Genomic DNA, 14,021 nt, shown 5'->3' on the forward strand with positions numbered 1-14,021 from the left:
ATCATTCCTTGCACCACCTTCAAGAGTGCAAAGGAACCTCATCATGTCAACCTACGTCCTGGTCCACGGCGCCTGGCATACCGGCGCCGAGCTCGAGCCGGTCGCGGCGCCGATCCGCGCCGCCGGTCATGTCGTCCACCTGCCGACCATCCGTGGCAACCGTCCCGGCGATGCCAAGACCACCGGGCTCGACGAGGCCATCGCCTCGATCTGCAACTACTTTACCGAGCACGACATCACCGACGCCGTGCTGATGGGCCATTCCTATGGCGGCATGGTCATCACCGGCGTCGCCGATCGCATTCCCCAGCGCATTCGCCGGCTGGTGTACTGGAATGCGTTCGTACCCAACAATGGCGAGTGCCTCAACGACATGGTGCCGCCGCACTACGTCGCGCTGTTCGACGCCGTCGCGGCCGAGCGCGGCGACGGCTCGGTGGTGCTGCCGTTCCCGATCTGGCGCGAGGCCTTCATCAACGACGCCGATCTTGCCACCGCGACGCGGACCTATGAGTTGCTCAATCCGCATCCGAACAAGACGTTCACGGACGCGATCACGCTCCGCACCAATCCGGCCGAGATGACCATCGCCAAATCCTACATCAACTGCACTGAGGACACGGCGCTGCCGCACAGCCTGCCATGGCATCCGCGTCTCTCGGGCAAGCTCGGCCTGTTCCGCCTGGTGCAGGTGCCCGGCAGCCACGAGCTGTGCTTCTCCGATCCGGCGCGGCTGGCGCAGGCGATCATGGATGCGGGCCGGGACTGATAGGCAAGGAACTGATAGGCAAGGAACTGATAGGGCAGGAGCGCTGACCGTCAGCCGTGTGGCGGTCGTGCACGAATATCCCCGGTTGTGATCCGCCTCACATTCGCCGCCGCCGGGACCTGCAAGATTAATCTCCGATGAACGGACCCGGTTGGTCAGCAATCCCCCTGCCGAAACATCGGAGATCGCAGTCATGGCCCAGCTCCATCTGACGTCCTCGTCCAAGGTTCTTGCGTCCGAGGCTCTCAGCGACACCTCGAACGCGCCCGCGTCCGCCGCCAAGACGGGCTGGACCACCGGCTGGCTGGCGATGGCGGCCGGCGCGCTGACCACGGTGTTCGCGGCGATCGGCGCCGTGAACAGCGTCATTCCCGCGGTGTCGAACATCGGCTCGGCCACGCTGGACATGCTGAACCTGCCGGCCTGCTTCAGCTACGCCGATCACTTCGGCGGCACCCAGAGCAGCTTCCGCAAGGAGGGCAACCTCTGGCGCGAATATCCGCGCGGATCGGAGACCTTCAGCTACGAGTTCAAGGAGATCCGGCGTACCCGCCAGGAGATCATGCTGTGGAACGTGACGCCGCGGCCGAACGTGCCCGATGCCGCCAGCCTCGTCGTGCATCTGCCGGTGTGCGGCGGCATGGCGGTGCTGACCGAGGGTCTGCCGGAGCGTACGACCAAGCTGCAGGAGACCTGGCCCGAGCGCAGCTGATCTCGTCAGGGTCCTGACATTTGGTCGGGGTGGTGCGGTGGATGACGCGGCCGGGATCTCGGAGCTATCTGAGCACGATCCAGGCCGGAGCATGATCGCTGGCGCCATCCTCGCCGCGGATGGCGCGATCGACCCCGGCCTTGCCGAGGCGCGGGGCGAGAGCCGGGCTCAGCAGCAGATGATCGAGCCTCAGGCCGGCGTCGCGCGGCCAGCGGTTGCGCTTGTAGTCCCAGAAGGTGAACATCGGCGCGTCAGGATGCAGCGTGCGGATCGCATCGCACCAGCCCTGATCGAGCAGCGCCTCGAAGGCGGCGCGGCTCTTCGGCTGGATCAGCGCATCACTGTCCCATGACCGCGTCGGATAGATGTCCTGCGGCGTCGGCGCGACGTTGTAGTCGCCGGCCAGCACGACCGGCAGGTCGTCCTTGATGAACTTGGCCGCATGCCTGTGCAGCCGCTTGAACCAGGCGAGCTTGTGGTCGAATTTCGGCCCCGGCTGCGGATTGCCGTTCGGCAGATACAGGCAGCCGACGACGATGCCGCGCACCGCGGCCTCGATGTAGCGCGCCTCCTTGTCCGCCGGCGCGCCGGGCAGGGCGGTGCGAGTCAGCACCGGCTCGGACTTGCGGGCGAGAATGGCGACGCCGTTCCAGGTCTTCTGCCCCTGCCACACCGCGCCGTAGCCGGCCTTGGCGATCTCATCGATCGGGAATTCGGCCTGCGCACATTTCAGCTCCTGCAGGCAGACGATGTCAGGCCTGGCGGCGCGCATCCAGGCCAGCAAATTGGGGAGACGCCGCCGGACATTGTTGATGTTGAAGGTCGCGATCTTCATGATGCTGCCGCTTGGGGGAAAGGCCGGATGAAAAAGCTCGCAACCGCGATTTTGTTCACGCTGACGGTTGCCGCCGTCCCTGCGGCGCACGCGCAGCGGCAGCCGACCGACGAGGAGCGCGCCGCCTGCCAGGCCGATTACGACAAGTTCTGCCTCGGCCTGATTCCCGGCGGCGGCCGCATCATCGCCTGCCTCACACGGAACTATGCGCAGCTCGCCGACGCCTGCAAGAAGATGGTCGACTCCTACAAGCCGGAGGTCAAGGAGTAGAATACATCCGGGGGTGCGCTCGGCTCTCGGTACTGCTACGCTGGCGCGATCACCGTACGAGCGTGTCCATGGCCAAGCCGTCGATCCCGCATCCCATCCTGTCGACGTCTCGTTTGCGTCTGCGCCAGTTTCGCTCCGATGATGCCGAAGGCCTGCATCGCTGCTACAGCGACGCGGCCGCGATGCGGTTCTGGAACCACACCGTTCACACCAAGCTCAGTGAGAGCGAGCGGAGCGCACGCCGCTTCATCGACTGCACGCCGTCTTACTACCGGTTCTGGGCCGTGGCGGAGGCCAAGAGCGACCGGTGCATCGGCATGGTCAACTACCACGATGGTCAGATGAAGAGCCGGCGCGTCACGATCGGCTACATCGTCGATCCCGCCCGGCAGCGCGAGGGCATCGCCTTCGAGGCTGTCGGGGCGATGCTCGACTTCTGCTTCGGCGAGCTCGGCCTGCATCGGGTGCAGGCGTTCATCCACCCAGACAACACTGCCTCGCGAAAACTCGCCGAGAAGCTCGGCTTCCGCTGCGAGGGCCGGCTCCGCGATCATCTGCGCGTCGGCGGCCAGTGGCGCGACGACATGCTCTATGCATTGCTGGCGACGGACGCGCGAGGCTGGACGCCGTAGCCGCCGCACGCCTGAGCGACGTATCGTGCGATCAAGAACACCGAGGCGATGGCTGCCTGCGCGCAAGTCCCGCGACCGGCTCTGGAGGCTGCCGGAGGCCGCGTTCTGGTGCGCGGCATGCCGGCCGCCGTGGTCGAACTCGGACTGAACGAGCGCGTTGAAAGTGCGCCGGGGCCGCACGGCCGGCGGCGATTCTGGACGGACCTCAGTGCGGTCCGGGTGGCCGATCATCAGATGTCGGCTCCGGACTCGCAATGTCGAGGTCATTCGATGCCGATCCAGGCTCGGCTTGAGTTCGGTCCTCCTCCGCGGGTGAGGACGGAGATTGAGCGTCACCGTCGTCGCGATCGCCGCGCAGAAGCCGGTGCAGCTTTTCCCCCTGGTCGAAGATGATCCCGAGCAGCCAGCCTGCGATAGGCCGCGCGATCGCACGGAACGATCGGGCGATGATGAAGCCGCCCTTGACGTTCTCGATCGGGAAGGCAAGCGCGTTGATCAGCGTGTCCGCTGTGACGTGCCGGTAGTTGTTCGCCAGATGCTCGGAGTTGATCAGCATCTGGATGGCCGGCTTGTCGTCGTCGCCGTTGATCAGGACCTTCGCGAAGAACCTGTCCGACCCCGTCAGTTCATTGGCGGCCGCCGCGGGGAGGGGATGCAGGCGCACCACGCTGGCTTCGGTTTCCTTGCGGTAGTGGATCGCGAGCGTGAGCTCGCCCATCTGCACGGCCGCCAGCAGCGTGTCGAGATAGCCGGCATCGATCTCGGGGCGCTCGAATTTGACGCCCGGCACCATCTCGATGATATCGAGAATCCGTCCGAGATCCGCTGCCGCCGCTGCGCGGGTCGCCAGGCTGGCGGCGAGGTCGGCAATGGCGCTGGAGGCTTTCGCAAACTGCCCGCCGACACTTTTCGCGGCGCCGCTGGCGATTTCCTTGAGTTTGGAGAACACAGCCACGTCTTTCGTTGGACGAGGGACCGATCATTGACCTGAGTCGCTTAGACTCGTCGGCTTCTCCCAACTCCTGCAAAATATCGAGGCTTCGCCGTCGCAGCCTCAAGGTCCGACATCGCAATGAACGGCCAAGCCGCGAACTCGCCTGCCTCTTCGAACTCTTGCCATCGCCGAGCCTTGCGGCGTTCCCACCAACCGAAACTCAGGATGTTCATCGGCCAGTTCACGATTTGAAGGAACGAGTATTCGGGCCAGAGATACTCACTACGACTGTGCAGGAACACGATCCACTTGGCGATGCTGCGTCGATCGCGGCGGGATATCTTGTGCCGGCCCTTTGCATAATGGCTCTTTGTATCGTCGTAGAGTGTCCATGCGGCCTGCTTGACGGCAACCGCTCCGCGATCGCGCCAATCAACCTCGACCTCATACAGAGTGTCGTTGTCGATCCGTCCGGCGACGTAGCGCCGCAGAGCCAGGGCCAATCGAATTCGGGACTGCTCACAAATCATGCGCCGGTCTCGCTTGCAGGCTGGAAGACGTCCATATCACATCATCCCGAACACGACATCCAGAAGCCGCTGCTGATCTGCCCGACAGGATTCTCATTCGTGCCCGGAGAAGTCGGATTTCTCAGCAAATTCAAAGCGACTTACCTTGTCCAGTGCTGCGCGGAAAAATATTTGCCTTTCGTTTTTTCGAAAATCATGATTGTATGTCGCCGTCCCGCCTCGGCACGAGGGGCGTATCGCGATCGTCATGACACGCGGGGTGGGATGCGGTGGGCGCTTCGGGTCGCAGCATGGCTTGATGCCGTGCGGACGAACGGCACGGGGCGCACGTCGAAGACGTATGGTCCTGGCATCTCGACGCTGATGCTACGCTGGCGGTGATGATCCGCCGGTCACGGGGGCAAGACAGCCGATCCCCGGGGAGAGTACGCATAAGACGTAAGGCCATCGCGCAGGGAATGCCGGCTGACCGGCTGGACCTGTGGTGACTGCCGCCTGCTTTTTTTCTGCAGGCGGGCCATGGGTTGCGGCCAGCACCCGGCATTCCCTGCGCCCTCGTCTTCGAGAGGGTGACAACGAGATGCAAGCCTCGGGCGTGATGGGCCGCGAGAACGACGGTACATGTCCGAACACCGCTGGTGCCTCACCAGCGCTCATCCAGGTGATAGCAGCGGGCGTTGTCGCGAGTGTTTGCCGAACTCCATCAGCCCGTCATTGCGAGCGAAGCGAAGCAATCCAGAGTCCCGCAAACCACCCTGGATTGCTTCGCTTCGCTCGCAATGACGGCGCGGAGGCAGCATCCCGTGCGATCGCGTGCGGCGGTTGTTGGTGTAGACGATCAGCTCTCCGCGGGCGCCGCACCGCCCTTGTAGATGCGGTGGTAGCGGCGGCCGAGATTGGTCAGGACTTCGTAGCCGATGGTGCCGAAATGATGCGCGAGCTCGTCGACGGTGATGCCTTCGCCGAGCAAGGTGGCGAAGTGGCCGCGGCGGGCGGCTTTCGGCGGCAGGTCGGTGACATCGACCGCGATCAGGTCCATCGACACGCGGCCGGCGATCGGGCAGCGCTGGCCGGCGATGATGACGTCGGCGCCGCGGGTGCCGTCGTTGGACGAGGCGGCGCGGAAATAGCCGTCGGCATAGCCGGCGGAGAGGATCGCGAGCTTGGTCGGCCGGCGCGCGGTCCAGGTGCCGCCATAGCCGACGGCGTCACCGCGGGCGAGGTCGCGCAGCTGCACGATGCGGGCCTTGATCTCGGCGACCGGCTGCATCGGGTTGTCGGCCTCCGGCGTCGGATTGACGCCGTAGAGCGCCGCACCGGGACGCACCATGTCGAACTGGAAGGAGGCGCCGAGGAAGATGCCGGAGGAGGCCGCGAGCGCAGCCGGCACGCCCGTGAAGACGCTCGTGACCTCGCGGAAAGTCGCAAGCTGGCGCGCATTCGCGGGGCTGTTGACCTGCTCGGCCGAGGCGAGATGGCTCATCACCAGGGTGATGCCGTGGTCGCCGGTCTGGATGCGCGGGATCATGCCCTGCGCATCGATCGGGGGCAGGCCGAGCCGGTTCATGCCGGTGTCGACATGGATGGCGGCACCGCCCTTCCATCCCGTGCGGCGGCAGAACATGTCCCACTCGGCAAGCTCGTTGAGGTCGCCGATGACCGGGCGGCAATTGATCGCCGCGTAGTCGTCGCCGGTGTTCTGGAAGAAGCCGTCAAGCACGTAGAGCGCGGCCGTGTCGGGCAGGGCTGCCCGCGCGGTCCTGGCCTCGCCGAGCGTCGCGACGAAGAAGGTCTTGCAGCCGGCGGCGGCGAGCGTGCGCGCCACCTGGGGGATGCCGCAGCCATAGGCGTCGGCCTTGATCACGCCAGCGCATTCGGCGGGCACCGCGGTCTTTTCCAGCTTGCGCCAGTTGGCGGCGAGCGCGTCGAGATCGATGGTCAGCACGCCCGTGGCGCTGGCCGGAACTTGGCTGACATCGTCAGCCAATGCGGGCTGCTCGGCGGGTTTCGGTTCGGGAACACTCATGGGGCGCTTTTACGCGCCGCAGCGTCTCCGTTCAACAGCACACGGTCAATAGTCGTGGTTCTGCTGCACCATGCCGTCATGGGCGAGATCGCCGAACCGGGTGACCGAGGCGTCGAAGTGCAATTCGACCGTGCCGGTCGGGCCGTGACGCTGCTTGCCGATGATCACCTCGGCCTTGCCGAGGGCCAGGTCCATTTCCATCTGCCACTTCTGGTGCTCCTCGGTGCCGGGGCGCGGCTCCTTGGCGGCGAGGTAGTATTCGCCGCGATACACGAACAGCACGACGTCGGCGTCCTGCTCGATCGAGCCGGATTCGCGCAGGTCCGACAGCTGCGGCCGCTTGTCCTCGCGGTTCTCGACCTGGCGCGACAGCTGCGACAGCGCGATGATGGGCACGCTGAGCTCCTTGGCCAGCGCCTTCAGGCTGGTGGTGATCTCGGTGATTTCCTGCACGCGGTTGTCGTTGCCGCGCTTGCCCGAGCCCGACAGCAGCTGGATGTAGTCGATGACCAGCAGGTCGAGGCCCTTCTGCCGCTTCAGGCGGCGGGCGCGGGCCATCACCTGCGCGATCGAGATGCCGCCGGTTTCGTCGACATAGAACGGCAGCGACTGCAATTCGATCGAGCACTCGCGCAGCTTCTCGAAATCGGCCTCTGTGATGCCGCCGCGGCGGATGTGGCTCGATGGAATTCCGGAGCGTTCGGCGATGATACGGGTGGCGAGCTGCTCGCCGCTCATTTCGCACGAGAAGAACCCGACCACGCCGCCCTGAGCGGCGCGATAGGTGCCGTCGGGCTGCAATTCCGGAACGTAGGCCTGGGCGACGTTGTAGGCGATGTTGGTGGCGAGCGAGGTCTTGCCCATGCCGGGACGGCCGGCGAGGATGATCAAGTCCGAATGCTGCAGGCCGCCCATCTTGGCGTCGAGATCGCGCAGGCCCGTGGAGATGCCCGACAGCTTGCCGTCGCGCTGGAACGCCTTGGCGGCCATGTCGAGCGCTGTCGTCAGCGCCTGCGAGAATTTCTGGAACCCGCCGTCGTAGCGGCCGGACTCGGCGAGCTCATAAAGCCTTCGCTCGGCGTCCTCGATCTGGTTGCGCGGGGCGAAATCGACCGGCGCGTCATAGGCGACGTTGACCATGTCCTCGCCGATGCCGATCAGGTCGCGGCGCAACGACAGGTCATAGATGGTGCGGCCATAGTCCTGCGCGTTGATGATCGTCGTCGCCTCGGCCGCGAGCCGCGCCAGGTATTGCCCGACGGTCATGCCGCCGAGATCGACGTCGGCCGGCAGGAACGTCTTCAAGGTCACGGGCGTCGCGACCTTGCCCATCCGGATCAGGCTGCCCGTGGTTTCGAAAATGGTCTGATGCAGCGGCTCGAAGAAATGCTTCGGCTCGAGGAAGTCGGACACGCGATAGAACGCGTCGTTGTTGACCAGGATGGCGCCGAGCAGACCTTGCTCCGCCTCGATGTTGTGAGGCGCGCTGCGATAGGCCGGCGTGGCGGCGTCCGTGGGAGCCAGCTTGAGAACGTTCGAATCGGTCAATGCCATGGATGCGTGTTTAGCAGCTTTGAAGGGGAGGGGATAAAGCGCCAGTCGCTGCCTGAGCGGAAGCGAAAGCTGCGCGCTATTCACCGTCCGGTAAATCTGGTGGATGAATCCGGACTCGCCAGATGCCGTGCTTGACGGGATCGGAGGGACTCGCGGCCGCTCATGGTGGAACGGAACTTCGCTTCAATCAGGGGGCGAGAACCGCCGCGCAACCGCCGTCGAAGCGGCGCGAGCCGTCAGACCAGCAGCAGATACAGCAGCGCGATGAGGGATGCGCCCACGCCGGCGGCAATCAGCGCGTAGTCGGTGCTGAAGTCGGTCTTGGGTTCCAACATGGCTTGCGTGGGGCTCTGGGACATGCCGGAACATTACGGCCGGACATTCACGGGGTCTGTGAGCCAGTTCACAGATCGAACGATTTGTTCGAAAGTTTGAGGCGGATCGCTGCGATCTCGCTTTGGGCGTGCTTTTCGTCGGGTGAGCATCTCGAAATTGAAGTTGCGGGCGCGCGAGAGTCGAGCGGAGGCGTTCGATGGTCCGTCAGTGATCGCAGCTCGCGCTCACTACTCTCCTGCCATCCGCAGTGCCGGCCGCATGCCGCGCTCGAGCGTGCGCAGGCGGGTCTCCTCGTGATGGATGTAGTCGCGCGTCATGGGCACCACGCCCTGGCGCCTGGCCAGCTGGATCTGGAAGTTCATCATGTTCTGCTTGCGGAACGCCATCTCCGCACAAGCCAGGTAGAACTCCCACATCCGCGCAAAGCGCTCGTCGTAGAGCTGCACGGCCTCCTCGCGGCGGGCCATGAAGCGCTCGCGCCAGGCCTTCAGCGTCTGCGCGTAGTGCAGCCGCAGGATCTCGATGTCGCACACCAGGAGGCCGGCGCGTTCGATGGCCGGCAGCACCTCGGAAAGGGCCGGGATGTAGCCGCCGGGGAAGATGTATTTGGCGATCCACGGATTGGTGGCGTCCGGCCCCTCGGAGCGTCCGATCGAATGCAGCAGCATGATGCCGTCCTCGGCGAGCAGCTCGGCGTAACGGCGGAAGAAGGTGTCGTAGAAGGCGACGCCGACATGCTCGAACATGCCGACCGAGACGATGCGGTCGAACGTGCCGGGCACGTCGCGATAGTCCTGGAGCAGAAAGCGCGCGGAGTCGGAGAGGTGCCGTTCCCCAGCGCGGGCTCTGGCGACCTGCAACTGCTCGGTCGACAGCGTCACGCCGGTGACGTCGGCGCCGAGGATCTCCGCCAGATACAGGCCGAGACCACCCCAGCCGCAGCCGATGTCGAGCACGCGGTCGTTGCGGCCGATCATGAGCTTGGCGGCGATATGGCGCTTCTTGGCGAGCTGGGCGTCATCGAGCGTTGCGTCCGCACGCTCGAAATAGGCGCAGGAATATTGCCGGTCGGCGTCGAGGAACAGCGCGTAGAGCCGGCCGTCGAGATCATAGTGGTGGGCGACGTTGTGGCGCGCGCGTTGTTTGATGTTGAGCTGACGCAGCAGTCTGATCCCATAGCGAAGCCACCATTGCATCTTCGCCCATCGCGGCACCATCTCCGGCTGATCCATCACCACCGCGAGCAGGTCGGCAATCGAGCCTTGCTGGATGACCAGGGAGCCATCCATGTAGATTTCGCCGAGCGCGAGCTCGGGGTTGGTCAGGATCCGGCGCTCGGCCGCGCGGGTGAGGAACCTGGCGGCGACCGGCGTGCCCGTGCCATCGCCGCAGCGGAATGTCGCACCGTCAGCGGTCGTGAAGCTGATCGAGCCACGGCAGATGAAACGACTGAGGAGACGACGCAACAAACGGTCCATCCACACCACCCAACGAGTTATCCCCGTGAGATGCCGACTTTTCCCGCTGTCGCACACGACGCATGCCGCCCCGTTTGGTTCCCATGTCCTCTCAATTTATGTTAGTCGTTGGGCATAGGTGGTGCCCCTCGGGTGAACACAAAGCGGTTATTTCAAATGAGATTGAGCGATGGACATCTCCGCGCAGCAGGATCTGTGCGCTTTCATTCCCTCGCCAATTCGCTAAAAAGGCGCCCGCCGGTTGCAACACCGGCAGCCGGAATGTGAGGGCCGGCAGTGGGCTCATGGGTCTGCCGTCGCGCAGGCGAAGCGGCCGCGGTTGGCGGTCGTTGCGTCCGGGCGGTGAAGAGGAGCATGGCGGCGGTATCGGGCAGAGACCGCGTCGTGAGGGCGAAACGATAGCTGGAGAATGAGGATGGTGGGCCGAGCGCTCAATTTGGCGGCGGCGGTGGCCGTGTTCTGCACGATGCTCGCGAATGGGGCCGCGGCGCAGGAAAATCTGGATGCGGGCAAGACGCCTTCTCAGCTCTACAACGGCACCTGCGTGGTCTGTCACAAATCTCCGCGCGGCCTCGCCAAGAACACGTCGGCGAGCTCGCTGCCGGGGTTCTTGCGGCAGCATTACACGACCAGTCCCGAGATGGCCGGCGTGCTCGCCAACTACCTGATCTCGAACGGCGCGGCCGATGCGCGCTACATGGGGCATTCGGGCAAGGACGGCAAGGAGACGCGGTCCGAGCGCCGCGCCCGGTCGCCTGCCGCCGAGCCTTCCGAGGCGAAGCCTGCCGCCGAGGCGGACGGCCAGGCCGAGCCGCGCCGCCGCTCGCGTCACCATTCGAAGCGTTCGGACCCATCGGCGCCGGCCGAGCCGAAGCCCGAGGCCGGAGCGGACGGCAAGGATCCGGTCGCTGGGCCCGCCGATGGCGAGGGCAGTGCGCCGGGCAAGAAAGGCAAAGTCGGCAAGCGCAAGAAGCCGGCCCAGGAGGGAGCCGCTGCGGACGAGTTGCGCAGCGAGTCCACCGGGGCCACCCGGCCGTCGCCGGCGCGCGACGACAATGCCGCCCGCGCCGAGCCGCCGAAGGTGGAGACGCCGAGGTCGAGCGACGCCGCGCCGTCGCTGCGCGCCGATCCGGTGCCGCCGGTGACCCCCGCGCCGGCGACGATCCAGTCGGTGCCGGCGGATCCCTCGGTGCCGTCGTCGCCGTCGCGATGAGACACATAAAAAGCCCGGCTCGCTGAGCCGGGCTTTTCTGCAAGCGGCGCTGGAGGGCGCTTATTGCTCGGCGGTCTCGCCGGCGGTGCCCTCGTCCTGGGCCTCCGGATCGAAGAACTCGCCGGCGGCGGCGATGGCCTCGGCGGCGGCGTCGCGGTCCTCCTGACGGGTCGAGATGTCCTCGCCGCGCTTGATGCGCTCGGCCTCGTCGGCGCTGCGGGCCACCGTGACGGTCACCGAGGTCTCGACCTCCGGGTGGATCGCGATGGTGATCTTCTGCTGGCCGATGGTCTTGATCGGCGCATCGAGGCAGACCTGCGGACGGCTGACGGTGATGCCGTCGGCGGCGAGCGCGGCGACGATGTCACGGACCGAGACCGAGCCGAACAGCTGGCCGGATTCGGAGGCCTGGCGGATGATGACGATGTCGCGGCCGTCGATCTTCTCGGCGACCTTGGACGCTTCGCCCTTGGCCTTGATGTTGTTGGCCTCGAGCTCGGCCTTCATGCCCTCATACTTGGCCTTGTTCTCGGCCGTCGCCCGCAGCGCCTTCTTGCGCTTGAGCAGAAAGTTGCGGGCGAACCCGTCCTTGACCTTCACGATCTCGCCCATCTGGCCGAGCTTGGCGACGCGTTCCAGCAGAATGACTTCCATCGATGTTCTCCTTGAGATGTTCGGAAGCGGTTGGTGTGAGGTTGAAGGTCTACGGCACCGGCAACGGCGGCGGTTGCCGCGGGCCGAAGCGGTGGCGGAGGTCGAAGGCGGCGTCGGCGAGGCCGAGGACGACCATCGCCAGCACCGGCCAGATGAACAGCACGATGACGACGTAGATCGAGCCCAGCCACAGCGCGCGGCTGCGCAGCGCCAGCGTGAGCGTATGGAGCACGGCGAAGCCGGTCAGCGCGTAGGCCATCAGCAGCGCCGCCGCGACGATGACGGCGATCAGGGCTGGAAGACCGCTGCTGAAGGCGAAGCCGATGGCGACCAGCAGCGCCACCAGGGTCATCGGCGGCAGCGCGGTGGCTCGCAGGTCCGGCCAGGGCCGCCGCAGCCGACCGGAGGTCGCGGAAATCTTGCCGGCGAGCCACAGATTGAGGCTCAGCGTCAGAGTCGCGAACATCGCCGCCCCTCCAGGCGCGATTCGGATGAGCGCGTCGATCCATCGGTCGGCGTCCGGAGGCAACGGAGAGTCGGCGGCGTTCAAGATCCGGGCGAGCGCGCGGCGCAGGGTGCTTGTGATCGTGTCGGCATCGGTGCCGAGCGTCAGCAGGGCGGCAAGGGTCGTGAGAGCCGCCAGGGCGGAGATCCACAGCAGGATGCGACCGATCGGATACCATTCGATTGCACCCGGCGCGTCGGGCGAGGTCGCCTCAGCCGCACGGCCGAGCATCACGAGGTGCCCGAGCCACCAGGCGGGCAGCGCCACGGCCACGACGAAGGCGATGCAGTAGGGGAAGCTGACGAGCAGGCCGAGCCCGATCGCCGCGGCGATGCCGCCGATGCTGGCGTAAAGTGGGCCCCAGGCGATGGCGGTCACCATCAGCGGCAGCGGCGCCAGATAGAACAGGGCAAGCGAAATCAGGACGCCCGAGACGATCGAGGCGAACATGACGGCGGCGGCGGCGCCTGCCGCGAGCGCGATGAGTATCGGTGCGATCATCAGCTGTCCCGCTCCCTTCGAGCGGTTAGAGGCCTCAAGGCCCCAACCATCGGCAACCGGACGACCCGGAAGCCTTATGAGAATTCGAGTCAAGAGAACCGGCGGCGCGAGGCCGCCGGTTTGACGCTGAAATCAGCGAATGACGTAGGGCAGCAGGCCGAGGAAGCGGGCGCGCTTGATGGCGCGGGCCAGCTCACGCTGCTTCTTTGCGGACACCGCCGTGATGCGGCTCGGCACGATCTTGCCGCGCTCGGAGACGTAGCGCATCAGCAGCTTGGAGTCCTTGTAGTCGATCTTCGGCGCATTCGGACCCGTGAACGGGCAGGTCTTGCGGCGGCGGAAGAACGGGCGACGTGCGGGGGCTTCAGCCATTGATCTTACTCCTCGTCCGCAGTTTCTTCGTCACGGGGCCGGCGCGGGCCACGATCACCACGGTCACCGCGATCGCCACGGAAGCCGCCGCCATCGCGCTCACCACGGAAGCCACCGCCGCGGTCGTCGCGCTCACGGTCGCGATCGGCCTTGCGCATCATGGCCGAGGGGCCTTCCTCGAGCTCGTCGACGCGGACGCTGAGGTAACGGATGACGTCCTCGCTGATCCGCTCCTGACGCTCGATCTCGGCGATCGCAGCGGACGGCGCGTCGATGTTGAGCAGCACGAAGTGCGCCTTGCGGTTCTTGTTCATGCGGTAGGTGAGGGAGCGAACGCCCCAATTCTCGGTCTTCGTGACCTTACCGCCGAGACCCTCGACGATACCGGTCATCTGAGCCGTCAGTTCTTCCACCTGCTGGGTGCTCGCGTCCTGACGCGCGAGGAAAACATGCTCGTAAAGCGGCATGGCTGTCCTTTCCAAGTTGGCGCAAATCCCGGCGTCAAGCCCTTCGAGCCCTTGTGGAAAGGACTCGCAGACGTCAGCTCAGAAGGCGGGAACACGGGACGACGGGCCGACTGGCCCTGCCACATCAAAGTCGCCTGGAATAGCAGGTGAAATTTGCTGGGACCGTCCGTTCAGCTCCCGGCTCGGGATCCACGGATGGCGCGCTATATACCGATTTTCGGCGCCGAGGCAAG

The 14,021-nt window shown here is 65.7% G+C and carries 15 protein-coding genes; 5 read left to right on the forward strand and 10 right to left on the reverse strand.

Translation table 11 applies throughout. The annotated features are described in order from the left end of the window. Nucleotides 1-43: 43 nt before the first annotated feature. Together QXZ94_RS07270 and QXZ94_RS07275 are read left to right on the forward strand one after the other, a co-directional pair. Nucleotides 44-769, forward strand: coding sequence for an alpha/beta hydrolase (locus tag QXZ94_RS07270; RefSeq protein WP_315719851.1), 726 nt, complete (start codon nucleotides 44-46; stop codon nucleotides 767-769). A 193-nt stretch (nucleotides 770-962) separates the two neighbouring features. Further along, on the forward strand, nucleotides 963-1,481 hold the full coding sequence (locus QXZ94_RS07275) for a hypothetical protein (RefSeq protein ID WP_315719852.1): 519 nt from the start codon (nucleotides 963-965) through the stop codon (nucleotides 1,479-1,481). A 64-nt stretch (nucleotides 1,482-1,545) separates the two neighbouring features. Here QXZ94_RS07275 and QXZ94_RS07280 read toward each other — a convergent pair whose 3' ends face one another. After that, the gene (locus QXZ94_RS07280; protein ID WP_315719853.1) at nucleotides 1,546-2,316 is read right to left on the reverse strand and encodes an exodeoxyribonuclease III; all 771 of its coding nucleotides are present in this window, start codon (nucleotides 2,314-2,316) and stop codon (nucleotides 1,546-1,548) included. Nucleotides 2,317-2,343: 27 nt separating this feature from the next. Here QXZ94_RS07280 and QXZ94_RS07285 point away from each other — a divergent pair, with 27 nt between their 5' ends. Then, on the forward strand, nucleotides 2,344-2,586 hold the full coding sequence (locus tag QXZ94_RS07285; RefSeq protein ID WP_315719854.1) for a hypothetical protein: 243 nt from the start codon (nucleotides 2,344-2,346) through the stop codon (nucleotides 2,584-2,586). 68 nt (nucleotides 2,587-2,654) lie between these two features. After that, nucleotides 2,655-3,218, forward strand: a complete 564-nt coding sequence (locus QXZ94_RS07290; RefSeq protein ID WP_315719855.1) for a GNAT family protein — start codon at nucleotides 2,655-2,657, stop codon at nucleotides 3,216-3,218. 205 nt (nucleotides 3,219-3,423) lie between these two features. Here QXZ94_RS07290 and QXZ94_RS07295 read toward each other — a convergent pair whose 3' ends face one another. The 5 genes from QXZ94_RS07295 to QXZ94_RS07315 all read right to left on the reverse strand — a co-directional run bounded on the left by QXZ94_RS07295 (nucleotide 3,424) and on the right by QXZ94_RS07315 (nucleotide 10,076). Further along, complete coding sequence (locus tag QXZ94_RS07295) at nucleotides 3,424-4,167, reverse strand: hypothetical protein (protein WP_315719856.1); 744 nt, start codon at nucleotides 4,165-4,167, stop codon at nucleotides 3,424-3,426. A 47-nt stretch (nucleotides 4,168-4,214) separates the two neighbouring features. Beyond that, nucleotides 4,215-4,682 carry a hypothetical protein gene (locus QXZ94_RS07300; protein ID WP_315719857.1) on the reverse strand — a complete coding sequence of 156 codons (468 nt, stop codon included), beginning with the start codon at nucleotides 4,680-4,682 and terminating at the stop codon, nucleotides 4,215-4,217. 838 nt (nucleotides 4,683-5,520) lie between these two features. Then, nucleotides 5,521-6,708: an alanine racemase gene (gene alr, locus QXZ94_RS07305; protein WP_315719858.1), complete on the reverse strand. Its 1,188-nt coding sequence runs from the start codon at nucleotides 6,706-6,708 to the stop codon at nucleotides 5,521-5,523. 45 nt (nucleotides 6,709-6,753) lie between these two features. Further along, entirely contained in the window at nucleotides 6,754-8,262 is a 1,509-nt protein-coding gene (locus tag QXZ94_RS07310) for a replicative DNA helicase (RefSeq protein ID WP_172109353.1), read from the reverse strand. Nucleotides 8,263-8,825: 563 nt separating this feature from the next. Then, entirely contained in the window at nucleotides 8,826-10,076 is a 1,251-nt protein-coding gene (locus tag QXZ94_RS07315) for a cyclopropane-fatty-acyl-phospholipid synthase family protein (protein ID WP_315719859.1), read from the reverse strand. Nucleotides 10,077-10,491: 415 nt separating this feature from the next. Between QXZ94_RS07315 and QXZ94_RS07320 the strand changes: the two genes are divergently transcribed. Further along, complete coding sequence (locus QXZ94_RS07320) at nucleotides 10,492-11,289, forward strand: hypothetical protein (protein ID WP_315719860.1); 798 nt, start codon at nucleotides 10,492-10,494, stop codon at nucleotides 11,287-11,289. A 60-nt stretch (nucleotides 11,290-11,349) separates the two neighbouring features. Here the strand turns inward: QXZ94_RS07320 and rplI are convergent, their stop codons facing one another. The 4 genes from rplI to rpsF all read right to left on the reverse strand — a co-directional run bounded on the left by rplI (nucleotide 11,350) and on the right by rpsF (nucleotide 13,788). Next, nucleotides 11,350-11,943: a 50S ribosomal protein L9 gene (gene rplI / locus QXZ94_RS07325; protein WP_315719861.1), complete on the reverse strand. Its 594-nt coding sequence runs from the start codon at nucleotides 11,941-11,943 to the stop codon at nucleotides 11,350-11,352. Nucleotides 11,944-11,992: 49 nt separating this feature from the next. Beyond that, a complete protein-coding gene (locus tag QXZ94_RS07330; RefSeq protein ID WP_315719862.1) occupies nucleotides 11,993-12,949 on the reverse strand; it encodes a DUF2232 domain-containing protein in 957 nt (318 codons plus the stop codon). A gap of 132 nt (nucleotides 12,950-13,081) precedes the next feature. After that, nucleotides 13,082-13,321 carry a 30S ribosomal protein S18 gene (gene rpsR, locus QXZ94_RS07335; RefSeq protein ID WP_006610961.1) on the reverse strand — a complete coding sequence of 80 codons (240 nt, stop codon included), beginning with the start codon at nucleotides 13,319-13,321 and terminating at the stop codon, nucleotides 13,082-13,084. 5 nt (nucleotides 13,322-13,326) lie between these two features. Beyond that, entirely contained in the window at nucleotides 13,327-13,788 is a 462-nt protein-coding gene (gene rpsF, locus QXZ94_RS07340) for a 30S ribosomal protein S6 (RefSeq protein WP_315719863.1), read from the reverse strand. Nucleotides 13,789-14,021 lie beyond the last annotated feature (233 nt).

It is taken from the genome of Bradyrhizobium sp. SZCCHNS2022 (assembly GCF_032377575.1).
In the GTDB taxonomy this organism is placed as follows: domain Bacteria; phylum Pseudomonadota; class Alphaproteobacteria; order Rhizobiales; family Xanthobacteraceae; genus Bradyrhizobium; species Bradyrhizobium aeschynomenes.

What these genes read in the sequence shown, in the direction of transcription:
- QXZ94_RS07270 (WP_315719851.1), top strand. Translation starts at nt 44, where the DNA reads ATGTCAACCTACGTCCTGGTCCACGGCGCCTGGCATACCGGCGCCGAG.
- QXZ94_RS07275 (WP_315719852.1), top strand. Translation starts at nt 963, where the DNA reads ATGGCCCAGCTCCATCTGACGTCCTCGTCCAAGGTTCTTGCGTCCGAG.
- QXZ94_RS07280 (WP_315719853.1), bottom strand. Translation starts at nt 2,316, where the DNA reads ATGAAGATCGCGACCTTCAACATCAACAATGTCCGGCGGCGTCTCCCC.
- QXZ94_RS07285 (WP_315719854.1), top strand. Translation starts at nt 2,344, where the DNA reads ATGAAAAAGCTCGCAACCGCGATTTTGTTCACGCTGACGGTTGCCGCC.
- QXZ94_RS07290 (WP_315719855.1), top strand. Translation starts at nt 2,655, where the DNA reads ATGGCCAAGCCGTCGATCCCGCATCCCATCCTGTCGACGTCTCGTTTG.
- QXZ94_RS07300 (WP_315719857.1), bottom strand. Translation starts at nt 4,682, where the DNA reads ATGATTTGTGAGCAGTCCCGAATTCGATTGGCCCTGGCTCTGCGGCGC.
- alr (WP_315719858.1), bottom strand. Translation starts at nt 6,708, where the DNA reads ATGAGTGTTCCCGAACCGAAACCCGCCGAGCAGCCCGCATTGGCTGAC.
- QXZ94_RS07310 (WP_172109353.1), bottom strand. Translation starts at nt 8,262, where the DNA reads ATGGCATTGACCGATTCGAACGTTCTCAAGCTGGCTCCCACGGACGCC.
- QXZ94_RS07315 (WP_315719859.1), bottom strand. Translation starts at nt 10,076, where the DNA reads ATGGACCGTTTGTTGCGTCGTCTCCTCAGTCGTTTCATCTGCCGTGGC.
- QXZ94_RS07320 (WP_315719860.1), top strand. Translation starts at nt 10,492, where the DNA reads ATGGTGGGCCGAGCGCTCAATTTGGCGGCGGCGGTGGCCGTGTTCTGC.
- rplI (WP_315719861.1), bottom strand. Translation starts at nt 11,943, where the DNA reads ATGGAAGTCATTCTGCTGGAACGCGTCGCCAAGCTCGGCCAGATGGGC.
- QXZ94_RS07330 (WP_315719862.1), bottom strand. Translation starts at nt 12,949, where the DNA reads ATGATCGCACCGATACTCATCGCGCTCGCGGCAGGCGCCGCCGCCGCC.
- rpsR (WP_006610961.1), bottom strand. Translation starts at nt 13,321, where the DNA reads ATGGCTGAAGCCCCCGCACGTCGCCCGTTCTTCCGCCGCCGCAAGACC.
- rpsF (WP_315719863.1), bottom strand. Translation starts at nt 13,788, where the DNA reads ATGCCGCTTTACGAGCATGTTTTCCTCGCGCGTCAGGACGCGAGCACC.